The organism is Streptomyces sp. NPDC056361, assembly GCF_042262805.1.
Lineage (GTDB): Bacteria > Actinomycetota > Actinomycetes > Streptomycetales > Streptomycetaceae > Streptomyces.
In genome coordinates, this window is sequence record NZ_JBHJQI010000013.1 from 32,871 (window position 1) to 49,352 (window position 16,482).

The window sequence follows — 16,482 nt, forward strand, 5'->3', positions numbered from 1 at the left end:
TCGCTCGACTTCTAGGAACTGGGACAACTCATGAGCCTCACCTACACCGCCGGCTCCCTGGTCGCCGCCCGTGGCCGGGAATGGGTGGTACTGCCGGAGAGCGCCCCCGACATGCTGGTGCTGCGCCCCCTCGGCGGGAGCGAGGACGACGTCGCGGCCGTGTTCCCCGCCTTCGAGGAGGTGCGGCCGGCGGAGTTCGCGGCGCCGAGCGCGACCGACCTGGGCGACCAGCGGGCCGCCGGGCTGCTGCGGACGGCCCTGCGCATCGGGTTCCGTTCGGGCGCCGGCCCGTTCCGCTCGCTCGCGTCGATCGCCGTGGAGCCCCGCGCCTACCAGCTGGTCCCGCTCCTCATGGCGCTGCGGCAGCGCACGGTGCGGCTGCTGATCTCGGACGACGTCGGCATCGGCAAGACGGTCGAGGCGGGGCTGATCGCGAAGGAGCTGCTCGCGCAGGGCGAGGCGACCCGCCTCGCGGTGTTGTGTGCCCCGGCTCTTGCCGAGCAGTGGCAGGCGGAGCTGCGGGAGAAGTTCGGCATCGACGCCGAGCTGGTCCTTGCGTCCACGGTGTCGCGCCTCGAACGCGGCCTGGAACTGGGCCAGTCGCTGTTCGACAAGCACCCGTACACGATCATCTCGACGGACTTCATCAAGTCGACCCGGCACCGTGAGGACTTCGTCAAGCACTGCCCCGACCTGGTGATCGTCGACGAGGCCCACTCCTGCGTGGCCGCCGACGACACCACGAACGGCGGTACGTCGACGGCGGCCAGCCAGCTCCGATACGAGCTGCTGCGCCGGGTGTCGGCCAAGGAGGACCGGCACCTGCTGCTGCTCACGGCGACCCCTCACTCCGGCAAGGAGTCCGCGTTCCGCAACCTGCTCGGCCTGGTACGGCCCGAACTGGCCACGCTCGACCTGGAATCCCCGGCGGGGCGGGCGAGGCTCGCCGAGCACTTCGTGGCCCGCAAGCGCGCCGACGTCCGTGAGTACCTCACCAAGGAGGACGGTCTCGCCGACGACTCCCTGGCAGAGCGGACCGCCTTCCCGTCCGACCGCTGGACGAAGGACGAGCCGTACAAGCTGACGCCCGCCTACCGGGCGCTCCTCGACGACGCCATCGCCTACGCCCGGGACCGGGTGACGGCGGCCGGAGAGCAGGGCAAGCGGGAGGCGCGAATCGCCTGGTGGTCGGTGATCGCTCTGCTGCGTTCGATGGTGTCCTCGCCGGCGGCAGCCGCACAGACCCTGAAGACCCGCTCCGAGTCCGCGGCCGCCCGCACCGCCCAGGAGGCGGACCTCCTGGGCGCCCCGGTGTCCTCCGACTCCGCCGAGAACGACCGCCTGGAGGGGATGGACGTCGCCCCGGGCGCCGCCGAGTCGGAGGAGGCGGGTGCTCGCCTCCTCGAACTGTCCGGTCGCGCCGCCGAGTTGGTCGGACCTGCCGAGGACGCGAAGCTGAAGGCGCTCATCCGGCACCTGAAGGGCCTGATCGCCGACGGCTACCACCCGATCGTCTTCTGCCGCTACATCCCCACCGCCGAGTACCTTGCCACGCAGCTGGAGGGGAAGCTCGGCAAGAAGACGCGCATCGCCGCGGTGACCGGCACCCTTTCCCCGCAGCAGCGTCTGGAGCGGATCGAGCAGCTCGCCACCGGGTCCGCCGAGGACGCCGCCGACCCGGCCGTCCGCCGGGTCCTGATCGCCACCGACTGCCTCTCCGAGGGCGTGAACCTCCAGCACTACTTCGACGCTGTCGTCCACTACGACCTGGCATGGAACCCGACCCGCCACGACCAGCGGGAGGGCCGTGTCGACCGGTACGGGCAGAAGCGCGACCAGGTCCGCGTCATCACGATGTTCGGTGACGACAACGGCATCGACGGCAAGGTCCTGGAGGTGCTGTTCAAGAAGCACCGGCAGATCCTGAAGGACCTGGGAATCTCCGTCTCCGTCCCCGACGAGACCGCCTCCGGCGTCACCGACGCGGTGGTGGAGTGGCTGCTGCTGCACGGCCGGCAGGGCAGCCAGGAGAGCCTGTTCGACCTGGACGGCCATCAGGACTCGTTCGACCGGATCGAACGCGAGTGGAACTCGGCGGCCGAGCGGGAGAAGACGTCCCGGTCCAAGTACGCCCAGCGCGCGATCCACCCGGAGGAAGTGGCCCGCGAGGTCGCCGCCGTACGGGCCGCGCTCGGCGGTGCCGATGAGGTCCGCGGCTTCGCCCTAGAAGCATTGGGCGACCTGGACGCGCTGGTCCGCGACCCACGCGACGGCTCCGGCGACTTCACCGCCCAGACAGGCGGCACTCCGGCCGGTCTGCGGGACGCGCTGGCCGCCACGCTCGGCGGGCGGATCGTCGAGGAGGACCGGGAGATCCCGTTCCGTACGACTCCGGCGATCGCCCGCGGCGAGGCCGCCCTGGTCCGTACGGACCCGGCGATCGGCGCCGTCGCCGCGTACGTCCTGGACTCGGCCCTCGATGCGAACACCCCCGGCCCCCGCCCGGCCCGCCGCTGCGGCGTGGTCACCACGGACGCGGTGTCGGTCCGCACCACGCTCCTCCTGGTCCGTTACCGCTTCCACCTGACTCTGCCGTCCCGCACGGGCGAGCGGCAGCTGGTCGCCGAGGACGCGCGGCTCCTCGCGTACGAGGGCGTGCCGGCGCGCGCCCGCTGGCTGGACGACGACGCGGCAGCCGCGCTCCTCGCCGCCCGGGCGACGGCCAGTACACACGAGCAGGCCGCCCGCAACCACATCTCCAAGGACCTCGCCGGCCTGCCGGACCTGGCCGCGCACCTCACGGAGTACGGCACTCGTCTGGCCGCCGAGCTCGACGCCTCGCACCGCCGGGTCCGCAAAGCCAACGAGGAGATCGTCCGCGGTCTGAAGGTCGTCCCGCAGGACCCCGCCGACGTGCTCGGCGTGTACCTGTACCTGCCCCCCGTCGCGTCCGCCTCTACCGTGTCCGGAGCCGAAGCCTGATGTCCGCCGCCACCCGCACCGCCCTGGCCTTCACCGCCGTCACCCCGGTCGGCGGCCTGCTCCCCTCCGACATGCTGCTCCGCATCGCCGAGGCGCGGAACCTCCCGGGCACCAAGCCCGCCGACTACGGCCTGCCGACCTCGGCGCCGGTACGCAATGAGGCCGAGCGCGCCTGGGAGTACCTCAAGCCCCTCTGGCGCGACCTGCGCGCCGCGCTGCCCTCGGACCCGGCGACCGGCGCGCCCGCCACCGACCCGACGGGTCGTGCCGGCACGGACTGGCTCGCGCAGCTCTTCCGCAAGCTGGACTTCGGCGCGCTGACGGAGGTCGGCGCGGCGGGCATCCCGGCGGACTCCGACCCGGAGAAGCGCTTCCCGGTCTCCCACCGCCACGGCCCGGCCCTCATCCACCAGGTCCCCTGGAACCAGGAGCTGGACAAGCGCCCGGCGCCCGGCCAGGTCCCGCCCCAGTCGATGGTCCAGGACTGCCTGAACCGCACCGAGGCCCACCTGTGGGCGATCGTCACCAACGGCCGCCGGCTGCGGCTGCTGCGCGACTCGTCGTCCTTCTCCACGGCGGCCTATGTCGACTTCGACCTGGAAGCCCTTTTTGACGGCGAACTGTTCAGCGAGTTCGTGCTGCTGTACAGCCTCCTCCACGCTTCCCGGTTCACCGTCACGGCGGGTACGTCGGCGTCTGGCTGCTGGCTGGAGAAGTGGCGCGCCGAAGCCGTCACCTCCGGCACCCGCGCCCTGGACCAGCTGCGCCTGGGCGTGCAGAACGCCCTGACCGTCCTCGGCACCGGCTTCCTGCGCCACCCGGACAACGCCGCGCTGCGGGAGGACACCGACCCGAAGGCCCTCCGGGATGCTTTGCTGCGGCTGGTCTACCGCTTGTTGTTCGTCTTCGTCGCCGAAGACCGGGGCGCGCTCCTTGACCCGGATGCTGGCGAGCGGGGCCGGGAGGCGTACGAGCGGTACTTCTCCTCCGCCCGGCTGCGCGAACGCGCCCGCCGCCGCCAGGGCACGGCCCACGGCGACCAGTACGAGGCCCTGCGCATCGTCCTCGAAGCCCTCGGTACGGAGGGCGGCCGCCCCGAGCTGGCGCTGCCGGGCCTCGGCGGCCTGTTCTCCCCCTCCGACACGGACCGCCCGCTCGACGGCCTGAAGCTGTCCAACGAGTCGCTGCTCTCCGCCGTACGCCACCTCGCCCAGGTCCGCGACCCGGGTGCGCGGCGGTGGCGCCCCGTTGACTACCGGCACCTGGATGCCGAGGAGCTGGGCTCGGTGTACGAGTCCCTGCTTGAGTTGGAGCCGAAGCACTCCGCGACGGATCGAAGCTTCGAGCTGGTGGAGGTGGCGGGCAACAGTCGTAAGACGACGGGCAGTTATTACACCCCGTCGTCGCTGATCGAGTGCCTTCTCGACACGACGTTGGACCCGGTGATAGACGATGCCGTGAAGCGGGGTGAGCAGCGCGCCACTGCTGCCGGCCACCCCGACCCGGCCGACGACATCGTCGACGAGCTGCTGTCCCTGACGGTCTGCGACCCTGCTTGTGGGTCAGGTCATTTCCTTGTCGCGTCGGCACGGCGTATCGCCAAGCGGGTCGCCTCCGTGCGTGAGCACAACCCGGAGCCGACGGACGGCGCCATGCGCCACGCGCTGCGCGAGGTCACCGCGCGCTGCATCTACGGCGTCGACCTCAACCTGATGGCCGTGGAGCTGGCGAAGGTGTCGCTGTGGCTGGAGGCCATGGAGCCGGGCAAGGCGCTGAGCTTCCTCGACGCGCATGTGAAGTGGGGGAATGGCCTGATCGGCGCGACGCCGAAGCTTTTGGGGGAGGGTATCCCTGACGAAGCTTTCAAGCCGATCGAGGGCGACGACCGGAAGCACGCGTCCTCGCTCGTGAAGCGCAACAAGGCCCAGCGCGGCGGCCAAGACGAGCTGCTGTTCGACGCGGAGCCGCTGCCAGGGAACGAGCGGTACGCCGTCGAGCTTGCCCGCATCACTGCTGCGCCTGCGGATTCGCTGGAGGAGGTGCACGCCCAAGAGTCCGCCTACCGGGTGTACGTGGAGTCGTCGGCGTATGTGCAGGACCTGCATGCTGCGGATGCGTGGTGCGCCGCGTTCGTGTGGCCCAAGCACACGGGGGCGCCGGAGGCGCCGACGGACCAGGTGTTCCGGGCACTGCGGGGGCGGGACCAGGCGTCGGTGCCGGACCCCACGCATCAGCAGATTCTGGAGCTGCGGGACCAGTACCGGTTCTTCCACTGGCACCTGGAGTTCCCGGAGGTGTTCGCCGTCCCGGAGTCGGGGGCGGGTGTGCAGGCGGGGACGGGGTGGGCCGGCGGGTTCGACGCGGTGGTGGGAAATCCGCCATGGGAGCGCGTGAAGCTGCAAGAGCAGGAGTTCTTCGCTCAGCGGGACCCGCGCATCGCCGAGGCCAAGAACGCGGCGGCGCGGAAGCGGCTCATTGCTGAGCTGCGCGATGACCGCGACGGGGAGCGGCTGTACGCCGAGTTCGAAGCGGCCAAGCGGCGCGCGGAGGGCGAGAGCCACTTCCTGCGCACCAGCGATCGGTTCCCGCTGACGGGGCGCGGTGACATCAACACGTACGCCGTGTTCACGGAGACGGACCGGACCTTGACAGGGCCGCGAGGGCGGACGGGCGTAATCGTGCCGACGGGGATCGCTACGGACGCGACAACGCAGTTCTTCTTCAAGGACCTGGTCGAGCGAGGGGCCCTGGCCAGCTTGTTCGAGTTCGGGAACGAGGACAAGCTCTTCGCGGCAGTTAAGGACTACGTGCGCTTCGTTATCCTCACGATGTGTGGCGAGGGCAACCCTGAAGCGCCTATCTCCATGGTCGCCAGGGTCCGGCAAGTTGCCCAGATCGCCGACCGCTCGTTCACTCTGACTGCGCGCGACATCCTTCGCGTCAACCCGAACACGGGTACGTGCCCTATCTTCTCCACCCGGCGCGATGCGGACATCACCCTTGGCATATACCGCCGCGTACCCGTCCTCATCGACGAGACGAAGGAGGTAGGAGGGAACCCTTGGGGCATCTCGTTCATGACCATGTTCCACATGTCGAACGACTCTCACCTGTTCCGTCCCGCCGCCCAGAACAACGAGACTTTCGAGGATCTCCTTAAGACCGAATGGGTCCTCGACGGCAACGTGCTCACCCGTGGCGAGGAACGTCTACTCCCGCTGTACGAAGCGAAGATGCTGCACCACTACGACCACCGCTTCTCCACGTACGAGAACGCCACAGACAAGCAGCTCAATGAGCGCACCCTCCCACGCTTCACCGTGGAACAGCACCAGGACGCCTCCGCCATAGCGTTGCCTCGCTACTGGGTGCCGGAGCAGGACATTCCGACTGACGAAGTCGACAAGAACGGCAAGCCCGTCATGGTGCCGGGTGTCCACAGCCGCCTGGCTGCCAAGGGCTGGGACCGGGAGTGGGTCTTCGGCTGGCGTGACATCTGCCGGGCGAGCGATGAACGTACGCTGATCACTGCAATCGCTCCGGCCCACGGCTTCGGCCACCCCTACCCCTTGGCCCTCCTCGCCTCACCAGACCATGCCCCACTGCTTTCCGCTGTCTGGTCTTCCATGGTCTGCGACTACTCCGTCCGCCAGAAGATCGGCGGAACGCACCTCACCTACGGCTACGTCCAGCAGGTACCGGTCCCGGCCCCCGACCAGCTCGCACCTCACGCAAAGTTCATCCAAGCTCGTATCCTCGAACTCACCTACACCGCAAGCGATATGACCCCCTTCGCTCGCGACCTCAGCGATACTGGCACTCCCTTCCTTTGGGACGCCGACCGTCGTGCCGTGATCCGTGCCGAGCTGGATGCGTTCTTCTTCCACTTTTACGGCATCACACGCGAGGACACTGCCTACATCCTGGATAGCTTCAACGGCGTCCGCGACAACGACATCAAGGCCCACAGCGAGTACCGCACCAAGAACCTCATCCTCGCCGAGTACGACCGGATGGCGGCCGACGGCCTGACCGACTACCGGTCCACCCTCACCCCGCCCCCCGGCCACGGCCCCCGCCACACGGCCTGATCGCGTGGTACGTCGAAGCCAGTCCAGCAATCCGCGCTCGGCCGTCGTCCTGACGGCAGGCACGGACTGGAGGCTGCGTGCCGCGAAGCAGCGCCGGGGCAGTGGGGCGGAGGCCCCGATGCCCCGGAAGCAGGCGGCGAAGGTCAAGAAGTTGCAGCAGTGCCTCGGGGTCGTGCGTACGGCGATCAACGCCAAGCGCTGGGCCCAGGCGCGCTACGGGCTCAGCCAGGCCCGGGCGCTGGTCAACGCACTGCCCGCTGACCAGGCCCTCCAGGAGCGCGACCAGCTGTCGCTGTTGCGGAAGAAGTTCGCGGCGCGCGACACGCCGGCCGCCAAGCAGGCCGTTCAGAAGAAGGCAGCCGTGAGGTCTGCTGCCAACAAGTCCGCGCAGAAGAAGCCGGCCCTGAAGGCAACGCCCAAGAAGGCCACACCGCAACCGGCGCCCGATCTCGGCCGCCGGTTCCTCAACCGTGCCTCACTCGGCTACGGCCCTGCCGAGGAGTCATGAAACGCACCTCACGTCTCACAGCCTTACGAGAGGAGACCGCCGATGGAACCACGCGGGTATCGCATGGTGGTGTCGACCGACTCGGACTACGTGGACACCTGTGCCATAGCCGAGCGGGAGTTGATCGAGTGGCTCAAGTTCAAGAGGTACGACACCTCCGGGCTTGACGAGGGGCGGACCGAGATCGCCGACCACGCGACCCTCGACCGCGACTCCGAGTCCGGTATGAACGGCGCGCACAGCCGTTGGCGCATGCGCGAGACGCCCTCCGCCACCTCGGGCACCTGGCAGTCGACGCTGGTCGTGCGCTCCGGGCTTCCCGAGGACAAGGGTCGCACCTGGGTGCAGGTCGACGTCGAGCACCAGCCGGCCAACGCGAGCGAGTTCCCCACCCCCGCCAACACGCCGGGCATCGCCCGGTCCCTCCTCGACGCGCTGGAGGCGCGGGACGGTCAGGCCGACGTCACCACCGCGCCGTCCTTCGTCGAGGACGACGGGGACGTCGACGACTTGCTCGAAGAACTGTGCGACGTCAACCGCAGAATGCCCGTGGTCATCGCCACCGTCCCGTACGGGAAGAACCCCGACGACTGGTCGCGTACGGTCGTGGAACCACTGTTCCGGAACCTACACGGGCTGGCCGTGCTGTACGTCCTCATGCCGGCCGCGCAGGCCAAGTTCAACATCGCACTGGAGTACCACCCCGTGTTCGGCGGCGGTGTCCGCACGTACGTGCCCGGTCTCGATCCCGCGTGGAAGCCGGACGCGCAGCGGCACCCCGTGATGTCCCGCCGGACCATCGAGGCCGATGTGCGTCGCGCCGCGAAGACACTCGCCGCGCTTCCTCAGCGGCTCGCCTCCCGTCACGCGCTGCCCGCCGCTCTGCTGAACGTTCCGCAGCAGCGGACGCGGCCTCGGCCGAGCTCGGACGGCGCGAACGTCGCCCAACTCCGGGACGACAACGCCGCCCTGACCTCACTGCTGAACGAGGCGGAACAGGCGGAGGCGGTGCGTGTCAACGAGATCAACGACCTGTACGCGGAACTCGCCAAGACGGAACGGGGAAGCGACGAGCTTCGGGGCGAGAACGAGGAGCTGTACGACAAGTTCCAGGAGTCCCAGCGCCTCATCCGCTTCCTGAGGGAACGTCTCGAAGCCACGGGCGACTTCACCACGGCCTACAGTGCGGCCGACAACCCGACCATCACCTACCCGGAGACCTTCGCCGACCTGCTCGACCGGCTGGACGAGCTTCCCTTCCTCTCCTTCACGGGCAACGCCAAGACCACCCAGAAGCTCGACAGCCAGTCGGTCGACAACTGGCTGAACGTCGCCTGGGACGGCCTCCTGGCCCTCAACCATTTCGCTGAGGCATCAGCGAACGGCAAAACCTCTGGCGACTTCCTGAACTGGTGCAAGTCCGAGGCGTCCGGCGACTTCCCCTTCCCCGCCGCCAAGGTGGCCATGCGCGAGTCCGACACCGTCACCAAGAAGCCGAAGCTGAGCGGCGAACGCATGCTTCCCGTCCCGAGGACGGTCGATTCGGACGGCGTGGTCTACATGCAGGCCCACTTGAAGATCGGCGGAGGCAACACGATCGCCCCGCGCCTCCACTTCTACGAGGACGGCCCCCGGTCCGGCAAGGTCTACGTCGGCTACCTGGGCCCGCACCTGCGCAACACTCTCACCTGAGCAAGAGACGGTGTGCCGCTGTCGCAGCGGCACACCGGTCGTTCAGTTACCCGACACGAACCGCACGAAGGGCGCCCACTCCGCGCGCCCCACAGCGAAGGCCGGGCGGGCCAGGTCCTTGGAGTCCCGTACGTGAACAGCGTCTTCGGCGACCGCAATCTCCACGCAGTCGTCACCCTGGGTGCCGCTGTAGCTGGACTTGAACCAGGCGAGTTCCGTCGTATCGCTGTTCATAGCTCTCCTCGCAGTCGCTCCAGCAGGTCCCGGGATTCCTTGGGATTCAGGGCCTGCGAGCGCAGTGTTTCATAGCGACGGCAGAGCAGACTCGTCTCTTTCGTGTCGGAGATCAGCCGCCCGTTCTGCTGTCCCTCGGAGTAGCCGATGCGACGCCCCTCCTTGGTCTCCAGGATTCGCACCGGCCCGTCCAGGCACCCGTGGAACTCCAACTCCATCGGCACCACCTGGAGTGTCACGTTGCGCGGAGCTGTGAGCTCCAGGACGTGGTCCAGCATGCTCGCGTGCACCTCCGCCCCACCCAGCCTGCGCCGGAACACGTGCTCCTCCACGATGAAGCTGAACGGCACCGTCGGCCGTTCCCGCACCATCCGCTGCCGCTCCATCCGCGCCGTGAGCTGGTCCTCGGTCTGCTCGTCGGTCAGCAGCGGGATGCTGTTGTCGAACACCGCCCGCGCATACGCCTCCGACTGCAACAGCCCCGGCACCAGCCGGCACTCGTACGTACACAAGCTCACCGCCTCCCGCTCCAGGCGGGCCCAACGTCGGAACCACGCCGCCAGGCCGACCTCACCCCGACTGAGGAAGCGGGCGGCCCTCCTCAGAGCGCCCGTGTTGCCGAGGGCTTCCTCGGCGCGCTCGACGAACACCTCGTCCGGCATACGGCGGCCCAGTTCCACCGACTCCACGGTGTGCTTGGAGTACCGGACGAGGGCGGCGAACTCCGCCCGGCTCAGGCCCGCGTGTTCGCGTAAGGCCTGGACGACGGCACCGAACGTGCGCAGACTGTCCGACGGGTGGGGTTCCCGCTCCCACTCCCCCGCCGGTGACGTCCGGGTCTCGGCGGCCTCCGCCGTCGGCTCCTCTTCGGCGATGCTCATCCGCCGCCCCTCTCCTCCGTGCCGCGTCCATGACGGCTCGCGCGCCGCTCGCCGTCACGACTCAGCGTGACGGCCCGCCCCACGTACCGTCTACCGCACGTGCCCGTACGCTGACTCCGCGTACGGGGTTTGGCGCTCGCCTCCGGTCACACCCGGCCGCCACTCTGGCGCCATGAACCAACTCGTTTCCCAACTCGACCCACCTGCATGCAGCTTGACCCAGCTCCTGTCGTCCACCCGCCGTGGCGCCCGGCTCGCCCGACTGCTCACCGCCTCCGCGCTGCAGTCCTGGGGTGCGCCGCAGGACCTCACGGAGCGTGCCGAGCTGGTGGTCGCGGAGCTGGCAGCCAACGCTGTCGTGCACGGGCACGTGCCCGGTCGGGACTTCCGGCTCACGCTTCACTTCGACCCGGTGGCCGACCTGCTGCGCGCGGAGGTGATCGATGCCCGCGGGGAGCGGCTTCCCCGGTTCCCCCGACTTCCCCGACTTCCCCGGGGGGACGGCTCGACCGGGGAACTCCCCACCGGCGGTTACGGCCTCGCGCTCGTCTCCGCGCTCGCCGACCACTGGGAGACGGTCTGCTACCCGCCCAGCGGCAAGACCGTCCGAGTCGTCCTGACGGCGTCAGCCCCGGCCGGCCATCGCGCCCGCCAAAGCCCCTCCAAGGCGAAATCACGCCAAGATTGACCGCCTCAAAGGGAGCGCGTTGACGTTGCCAACACGTCTCCTTACCGTGGTTCCCGTTGCATGGGGGAGCAAGGGGGCGACGCGCGTGCAGGTGGACGAGGCCGGTGGACCTGGCCGGGACATCACGGTGGAGTCTCTGCTGGAAGCAGCCGTACAGGCCTTCCTACACGCCGAGTTCGACATCGTGCGACCGCTTCTGCAGCGGCTCCGGAGCGAGTTCGGAGCTCCCGGCACCGACCCGGCCGCCCTGCGGTACGACGCTCTCCTCGGCGCGCTCGCCGCGCGGGCGGGGAACTGGCCGGAGGCGGTCCGCCGCTGCCCCGACACCGAAGACCTGGACCTCGTGGAGACCGGCGTCCTCCACGCCCTCGCCGTCAGCGCCCTCCGCGAGCTGGCTCGTGAAGGCCGGCACACCGACGCCGGCACCGCGGCGGTCGCGATCGCGCTGTGGGCGTATCTCCTGGACGAGGAGGACCTGGGCGACTTCCGCGCGTTGCTCACCGAGCGGCGGGGCGCGCCCATGCCCGACGCACTCTGGGAGCAGGCCCTCGGTCAGCTGCGCGGGCGCGTCGCCGACCTGCTGCACGCCCTGGACGCCCGGGCCGGGCGGGACGCCCTCTCCGCCTGGCACACGGCCTGGGAGGCCGAGTGGGAGTTCCGCGCCGTCTTCCTCTCCGACATTCCCGCGGACGCCGGACCGCACTCCCTGATCCCTCTCGTCGACGCCGCCTGGCACCTCGTCCACCACGGGCAGCGCGACAAGCTCCTCGCCGCCTACACCGTCCGCCACCCCGATCCCGACACCTGGTCCGCCGATGCATCCGAGCACCGTGCCTGCGCCGCCCCGCTGGCCCGAGCCCTCGCGGGCCGGGGGCGGGACCGGGCGCAAGGCGGCCAGTGGAGCGAGGCACTCGCCGACTTCGGTACGTCGGTACGCCTCGGGCACACCCTCGACGCCGACGAGAAGGAAGCCGTCGGCCGCGCGTGGCGGAACGTCGGGCGGAGCTGGACCGGGCGCGACAACTCCCCCGTCGTCCGGATCGACGGACTCGAGCAGGCCCGCGTGCTCCTGCCCCACGACGCCGAACTGGCCGCCGAGCTGACCGCTGAACTGGTACGGCGGGGCAGGGCGGTCGCCCACACCGACCCCAGGGAGAGCCGGAAGCGCTTCGCACGCGCCCGGGCCGTGACGCCCGGGGACCCGGCCGCCCGGGCGGAGCTCGACGATCATCTGCGGGCGGATCTGGAGAGGGCGCTCACGGGGACGTACACGGGAGACAGGATCCTGGTCGGCGAGGTGCAGGGCCTGCTCGCCCGCGATCCCGCCTGCGCCGCGGCCCGGCAGTGGCTGGTCGGCCACTACACGAAGCGGGCGGTGGCCGTCGCCGTCCAAGGACGTACGGACGCGGCACGGAACGCCGTCCATCGGATGCTCCAGTACGACCGTCCGGGGGTGCCGACCGGCCCGACCCGGGTCAGCCTGACACTCGTCGATCTCCTGGTCACGGCGGCCGGGAGCACCGGTATCGAGGGCACCCGCGCCGGCTTGGAGCGCCGCGTCGAACTTCTGCACAAGGCCGCGACGATCGCCACGACGGTCCCGGGCCGCACCCAGAGCCGTGTCGAAGCGGAACTCGACATGGCTCTCCTCCAGCTCGCCGAGCTCCTGGAGGCCTCCGCGTCCCCGTCCGACGTCATCGAACTGTTTCGCCGGGGTCTGATGCGGATCGGGGCCAGCGCGCGCTTCGACGGGATCGTGGAGGACGCCTTCGTGAGCCGCGCCCGGGCACGCGAGCAGGCGGGCGACCCAGGTGGGGCTCTGCACGACTTCGCATGCGCGGAAGCGGTCAGCCTCGGACTGCCGTCGCTGGTCCCTCTCCTCGGCCCTGGTCTTCACGATCCCGGCCGCACCGACTCCGGACAGGACTCCCTCTTTTGAGCACCGGCACTCCCTCCCCGCAGCCCTCCGACGCCGAACCGCCCCCGCTCCCCTGGTTCGGTCCCACCCTCCACGAGCTCCTGCCCGACACCCCGCTCGGCACCCGGCCCGTGAAGCTCCGAATGCAGGCGGCCCGGGAACTGAACGCAGCTCGCGCTCGGAAGGACTCAGCCAGGCAGGCGCTCGTCCACCGGGCCGACCAGAGCTCCCACACCCCCGTCGCCGCCCTCGTCGCCGAGATGCTCACCCCGCCCCTGCCCCGCCCCGACACCGAGGAACGCCCTTGACCGGTCCTGGCCCGTTCACCGCCGACGCCGGCGGCCCGCCGTCCGAGCTCGACAAGCTGCGGCGCAGGGTCGCCGCCCTGTCCGAGAAGCGCGAGGAGGCCGAGGCCCGGCTGCATGCCCTGCTGGGCTCGCTGCTGTCGCTTGACGACGTGCTCGCCGACACCCGCCGACGGGCCGGTGTCCTCCACGAGGCGCGGTCCGCCCACGAGACGGCCTCGGCATCGCTCGCGCTGGGCGAGCAGATCGAGGCGGCGCACCTGATGCTGCGCGTCGAGTTCGAGCGGCACGACGTCAGTCCGATGGACGTCGTGGGCAGGGCCGTCGACCCGGCGGAGATGCGTGTCGTCGGCACGGAGCCGCACCCGAGCCTGCCGGACGGCACCGTGCTGCGGGAGAAGGTCACCGGCTTCCGGCGGGGCTCCACCGCCCTGCGGCACGCCCACGTGGTCGTCACGGTGCCGGGGCCCGCGCCGGAGCCCGTACCCGATCCCGTCCGGGAACCCGACCCCGTATCCGAACCCGTACGGGCTCAGCCGCGGCGCACCACCCGCTCCCAGCGGCGGCTGCTCCGCAAGCGATCGGCCGGGCGGGGGCACCGGTCCCGCCGCGCCTGACCCCACGCCCCGCCTCCCCCGTACCACGACGATCAGGAAGCACTCCTTCATGCACCGGACTCTCGGCATCGATCTCGGCACCACCAACTCCGTCACGGCCTGGATGCGCGACGGCGTCCCCGTCGTCCTGCGCAACCGGGACGGCGGCCAGGCGACCCCATCGGCCGTCGGGGTCGACCCCCTCGGCGCCCTGCTCGTCGGGCAGGAGGCCCTCAACTGGCGGGACGGCGAACCCGGTTCCGTGATCACCGAGGTGAAGCGGCTGATCGGACGGCGCTGGGACGACGAGCTCGTCCAGCGGGCCCTGCAGACCCGGCCCGACGACGCCCCGCCCGTCCGGGAGAGCCCCGACGGCTCGGTGGAGATCCGGCTCGGCGCGCACTGGCTCTCCCCCTTGCAGGTCTCCGCCGTCCTGCTCCGCCGGCTCAGGAAGGACGCCGAGGACGCGGCGGGAGTGCCGTTCCGCCGCGCGGTGATCACCGTACCCGCGTACTTCGCCGAGCCGCAGTTCGCGGCGGTGCGCGAGGCGGGGCGGCTCGCCGGGTTCCACGTGGCGCGGATCGTGCAGGAACCGACCGCCGCCGCGCACGCCTTCGGGGTCCGGCCGGGCGAGGACGGTCTCAAGGACTACGCCACCGTGCTCGTCTTCGACCTGGGCGGCGGCACCTTCGACGTGTCGCTCCTGACCCTCGGCCCCGGCCACTTCTCGGTGGCCGCGCTGGGCGGGGACAACCTCCTCGGCGGTGCCGACTTCGACGCGCTGCTCGACGGACACCTGCGGGAGCGGCTCGGCGAGCGCGACCACGACGGGAACGGCGATGCCTCCCGCATCCGGGCCGCCGCCGAGCGGGCGAAGATCGAACTGTCCACCCAGGACACCTCCGAGGTGGTCCTCGCCCCGCTCGGACGGCAGGGTGGCTCCTGGTCCGGAGCGGCGCGACGCGCCGACTTCGAGGAGCTCCTCGCCGACCACCTGGCCAGGATGCGGGAGACGGTCGACACGGTGCTGACGGAGTACAGCGCGACGCCGGAGGACATCCAGCGGGTCCTGCTGGTCGGCGGCTCCACCCTGGTCCCGGCCGTCCGGCGCGCCCTCCAAGACCTCTTCGGCGAGGACACGGTGTCCGACGCGGTGGACCCCATGACGGCCGTCGCCCACGGTGCCGCCGTCGATGCCGGTCTCCTCGACACGCTCGACTGCCCGTCCGAGACCTGCACCACCGAGAAGATCCCCGTCGACCGCGACGCCTGTCCGGCCTGCGCCACCCCACTGCTCGGCACGGCCACGGTCGACTGCCCCGGCTGCCACGTCCCCGCCCCCGAGCTCACCGCCACCTGCCCCGTGTGTGCCACGAGCCTGTCCGGGCTGCGCGCCGCCGCTCCGACCGCCGTCCTCGCCGAGTGCCCGGCATGCGGCCGGGACGACAACCCCGCCGGCACGACCGTGTGCGGCGACTGCGACGCGCCCCTGGACACCGGCGGCCTGAAGTGCCCCGGCTGCTCCATGGTCAACGCCGCCGGTCTCCAAGCCTGTTCGTTCTGCGGCGGCGACTTCGGCACGGCAGCCCCCCAACAGGTGACGGCCCAGCACATCGGCGTCGAGCTGGAGGACGGCACCGTGGAGGTCGTCTTCCCCGCCGGCACCCCCTACCCGACCGAATGGCACCGGGTGGACCACCTCGCGATCCGCGGCGACAACGGCGCGTCCGTGCAGTTCAGCGTCTGGGAGGGGCCACACCTGCGCTCGGCTCGACGCAACGAGTTCTGCGGCGGCTACCTCCACGAACAGCCCGACGGGCTCGGAGGCGATCTGCCGCTCACCCTCCACGTGAAGCTCGACGGCGACCGGACCATCGCTCTGCGGTACCGCATCGGCTCCGGCGACGAGCACGGCGCCGGGCTCCGGCGCAACCAGGTCTCCTCCTCCGCCGGCCGGAAGGCCAGCGCCCTCAGGGCCGAGTACGCGACGTTTCTGAAGGAGTGGAAGCGGGAGCTCACCCACGCCGAGCTCGACGCCCTCACCGAGATCGCGGACGACCTCGCGGCCCTCGGCCGCGGGGAGCCCATGAGCCGCTCCCTCGACGGATTCCTCGAATCCGCCCGCGCCACCCTGGACCTGTGCACGCGGGCCCGGATCGCCCAGGCCACGGCGGGTATCTTCGCCCACGGCGGACGTGGGCTGCTGCCTTCGACGCTCCTGACGGACCTGCGGAACGCGGCCGAGGCCGTCAAGGACGCGCGCGATGCCATGGACACCGCCGCGATGCGGGCGGCCGCAGAACGGGTGGAGGACCTCTCGACCGGCGTCGACCCGGCGATCCGCACCGCGCTCTACACCATCCGCCTCGCCGAACAGGGCGCCTACCCGGCGACTCTGCACACCGAGGTCATCGCCGCCCGGGACGCCCTGCACGGCGCCGTGACCCGAGACGACCGGAACGCCCGGGACACCCAGCTCGTCCGCCTCGGACGACTCGGCAAGCAGGGCCGCGAACAGTCCGCGACACGCGACGCTCTCGCGAACTCGGAGATCATCCTGCCCTCCCGACGGTGAGAGGAAGGCGGC

Annotated in this window: 11 protein-coding genes; 9 read left to right on the plus strand and 2 right to left on the minus strand. The window is 70.7% G+C overall.

The genetic code is table 11. From position 1 onward, the window contains the following. Positions 1-30 precede the first annotated feature (30 nt). The 4 genes from ACFCY7_RS06620 (at position 31) to ACFCY7_RS06635 (ending at position 9,273) form a co-directional block, all read left to right on the plus strand. Entirely contained in the window at positions 31-2,982 is a 2,952-nt protein-coding gene (locus ACFCY7_RS06620; protein WP_376481911.1) for a DEAD/DEAH box helicase, read from the plus strand. Beyond that, positions 2,982-7,073 carry an Eco57I restriction-modification methylase domain-containing protein gene (locus tag ACFCY7_RS06625; protein WP_376481914.1) on the plus strand — a complete coding sequence of 1,364 codons (4,092 nt, stop codon included), beginning with the start codon at positions 2,982-2,984 and terminating at the stop codon, positions 7,071-7,073. Before ACFCY7_RS06620 ends, ACFCY7_RS06625 begins: the two co-directional genes overlap by 1 nt. 118 nt (positions 7,074-7,191) lie before the next feature. Next, positions 7,192-7,581 (plus strand): hypothetical protein, encoded by a 390-nt coding sequence (locus ACFCY7_RS06630; RefSeq protein ID WP_376481915.1) that lies wholly within the window; start codon positions 7,192-7,194, stop codon positions 7,579-7,581. A 42-nt stretch (positions 7,582-7,623) separates the two neighbouring features. After that, a complete protein-coding gene (locus tag ACFCY7_RS06635) occupies positions 7,624-9,273 on the plus strand; it encodes a hypothetical protein (protein ID WP_376481917.1) in 1,650 nt (549 codons plus the stop codon). A gap of 42 nt (positions 9,274-9,315) precedes the next feature. On the opposite strand, the gene ACFCY7_RS06640 is transcribed toward ACFCY7_RS06635, so the two are convergent. Continuing rightward, positions 9,316-9,507 (minus strand): DUF397 domain-containing protein, encoded by a 192-nt coding sequence (locus tag ACFCY7_RS06640; protein WP_376481919.1) that lies wholly within the window; start codon positions 9,505-9,507, stop codon positions 9,316-9,318. Beyond that, positions 9,504-10,388: a Scr1 family TA system antitoxin-like transcriptional regulator gene (locus ACFCY7_RS06645; RefSeq protein ID WP_376481920.1), complete on the minus strand. Its 885-nt coding sequence runs from the start codon at positions 10,386-10,388 to the stop codon at positions 9,504-9,506. The genes ACFCY7_RS06640 and ACFCY7_RS06645 overlap by 4 nt, the downstream gene beginning before the upstream one ends. Positions 10,389-10,602: 214 nt before the next feature. Between ACFCY7_RS06645 and ACFCY7_RS06650 the strand changes: the two genes are divergently transcribed. From ACFCY7_RS06650 to ACFCY7_RS06670, 5 genes are all read left to right on the plus strand, one after another. Next, positions 10,603-11,076, plus strand: coding sequence for an ATP-binding protein (locus ACFCY7_RS06650; protein ID WP_376481923.1), 474 nt, complete (start codon positions 10,603-10,605; stop codon positions 11,074-11,076). A gap of 127 nt (positions 11,077-11,203) precedes the next feature. Continuing rightward, the gene (locus tag ACFCY7_RS06655) at positions 11,204-13,015 is read left to right on the plus strand and encodes a hypothetical protein (protein WP_376481925.1); all 1,812 of its coding nucleotides are present in this window, start codon (positions 11,204-11,206) and stop codon (positions 13,013-13,015) included. Further along, positions 13,012-13,302 carry a hypothetical protein gene (locus ACFCY7_RS06660; protein WP_376481928.1) on the plus strand — a complete coding sequence of 97 codons (291 nt, stop codon included), beginning with the start codon at positions 13,012-13,014 and terminating at the stop codon, positions 13,300-13,302. The genes ACFCY7_RS06655 and ACFCY7_RS06660 overlap by 4 nt, the downstream gene beginning before the upstream one ends. Then, positions 13,299-13,916: a nucleotide exchange factor GrpE gene (gene grpE, locus ACFCY7_RS06665; RefSeq protein ID WP_376481931.1), complete on the plus strand. Its 618-nt coding sequence runs from the start codon at positions 13,299-13,301 to the stop codon at positions 13,914-13,916. Before ACFCY7_RS06660 ends, grpE begins: the two co-directional genes overlap by 4 nt. Before the next feature lie 49 nt (positions 13,917-13,965). Continuing rightward, a complete protein-coding gene (locus tag ACFCY7_RS06670) occupies positions 13,966-16,470 on the plus strand; it encodes an Hsp70 family protein (RefSeq protein WP_376481933.1) in 2,505 nt (834 codons plus the stop codon). Positions 16,471-16,482: the final 12 nt, after the last annotated feature.

Coding starts and splice junctions, on each gene's coding strand:
- ACFCY7_RS06620 (WP_376481911.1), top strand. CDS start 31: ATGAGCCTCACCTACACCGCCGGCTCCCTGGTCGCCGCCCGTGGCCGG.
- ACFCY7_RS06625 (WP_376481914.1), top strand. CDS start 2,982: ATGTCCGCCGCCACCCGCACCGCCCTGGCCTTCACCGCCGTCACCCCG.
- ACFCY7_RS06630 (WP_376481915.1), top strand. CDS start 7,192: ATGCCCCGGAAGCAGGCGGCGAAGGTCAAGAAGTTGCAGCAGTGCCTC.
- ACFCY7_RS06635 (WP_376481917.1), top strand. CDS start 7,624: ATGGAACCACGCGGGTATCGCATGGTGGTGTCGACCGACTCGGACTAC.
- ACFCY7_RS06640 (WP_376481919.1), bottom strand. CDS start 9,507: ATGAACAGCGATACGACGGAACTCGCCTGGTTCAAGTCCAGCTACAGC.
- ACFCY7_RS06645 (WP_376481920.1), bottom strand. CDS start 10,388: ATGAGCATCGCCGAAGAGGAGCCGACGGCGGAGGCCGCCGAGACCCGG.
- ACFCY7_RS06670 (WP_376481933.1), top strand. CDS start 13,966: ATGCACCGGACTCTCGGCATCGATCTCGGCACCACCAACTCCGTCACG.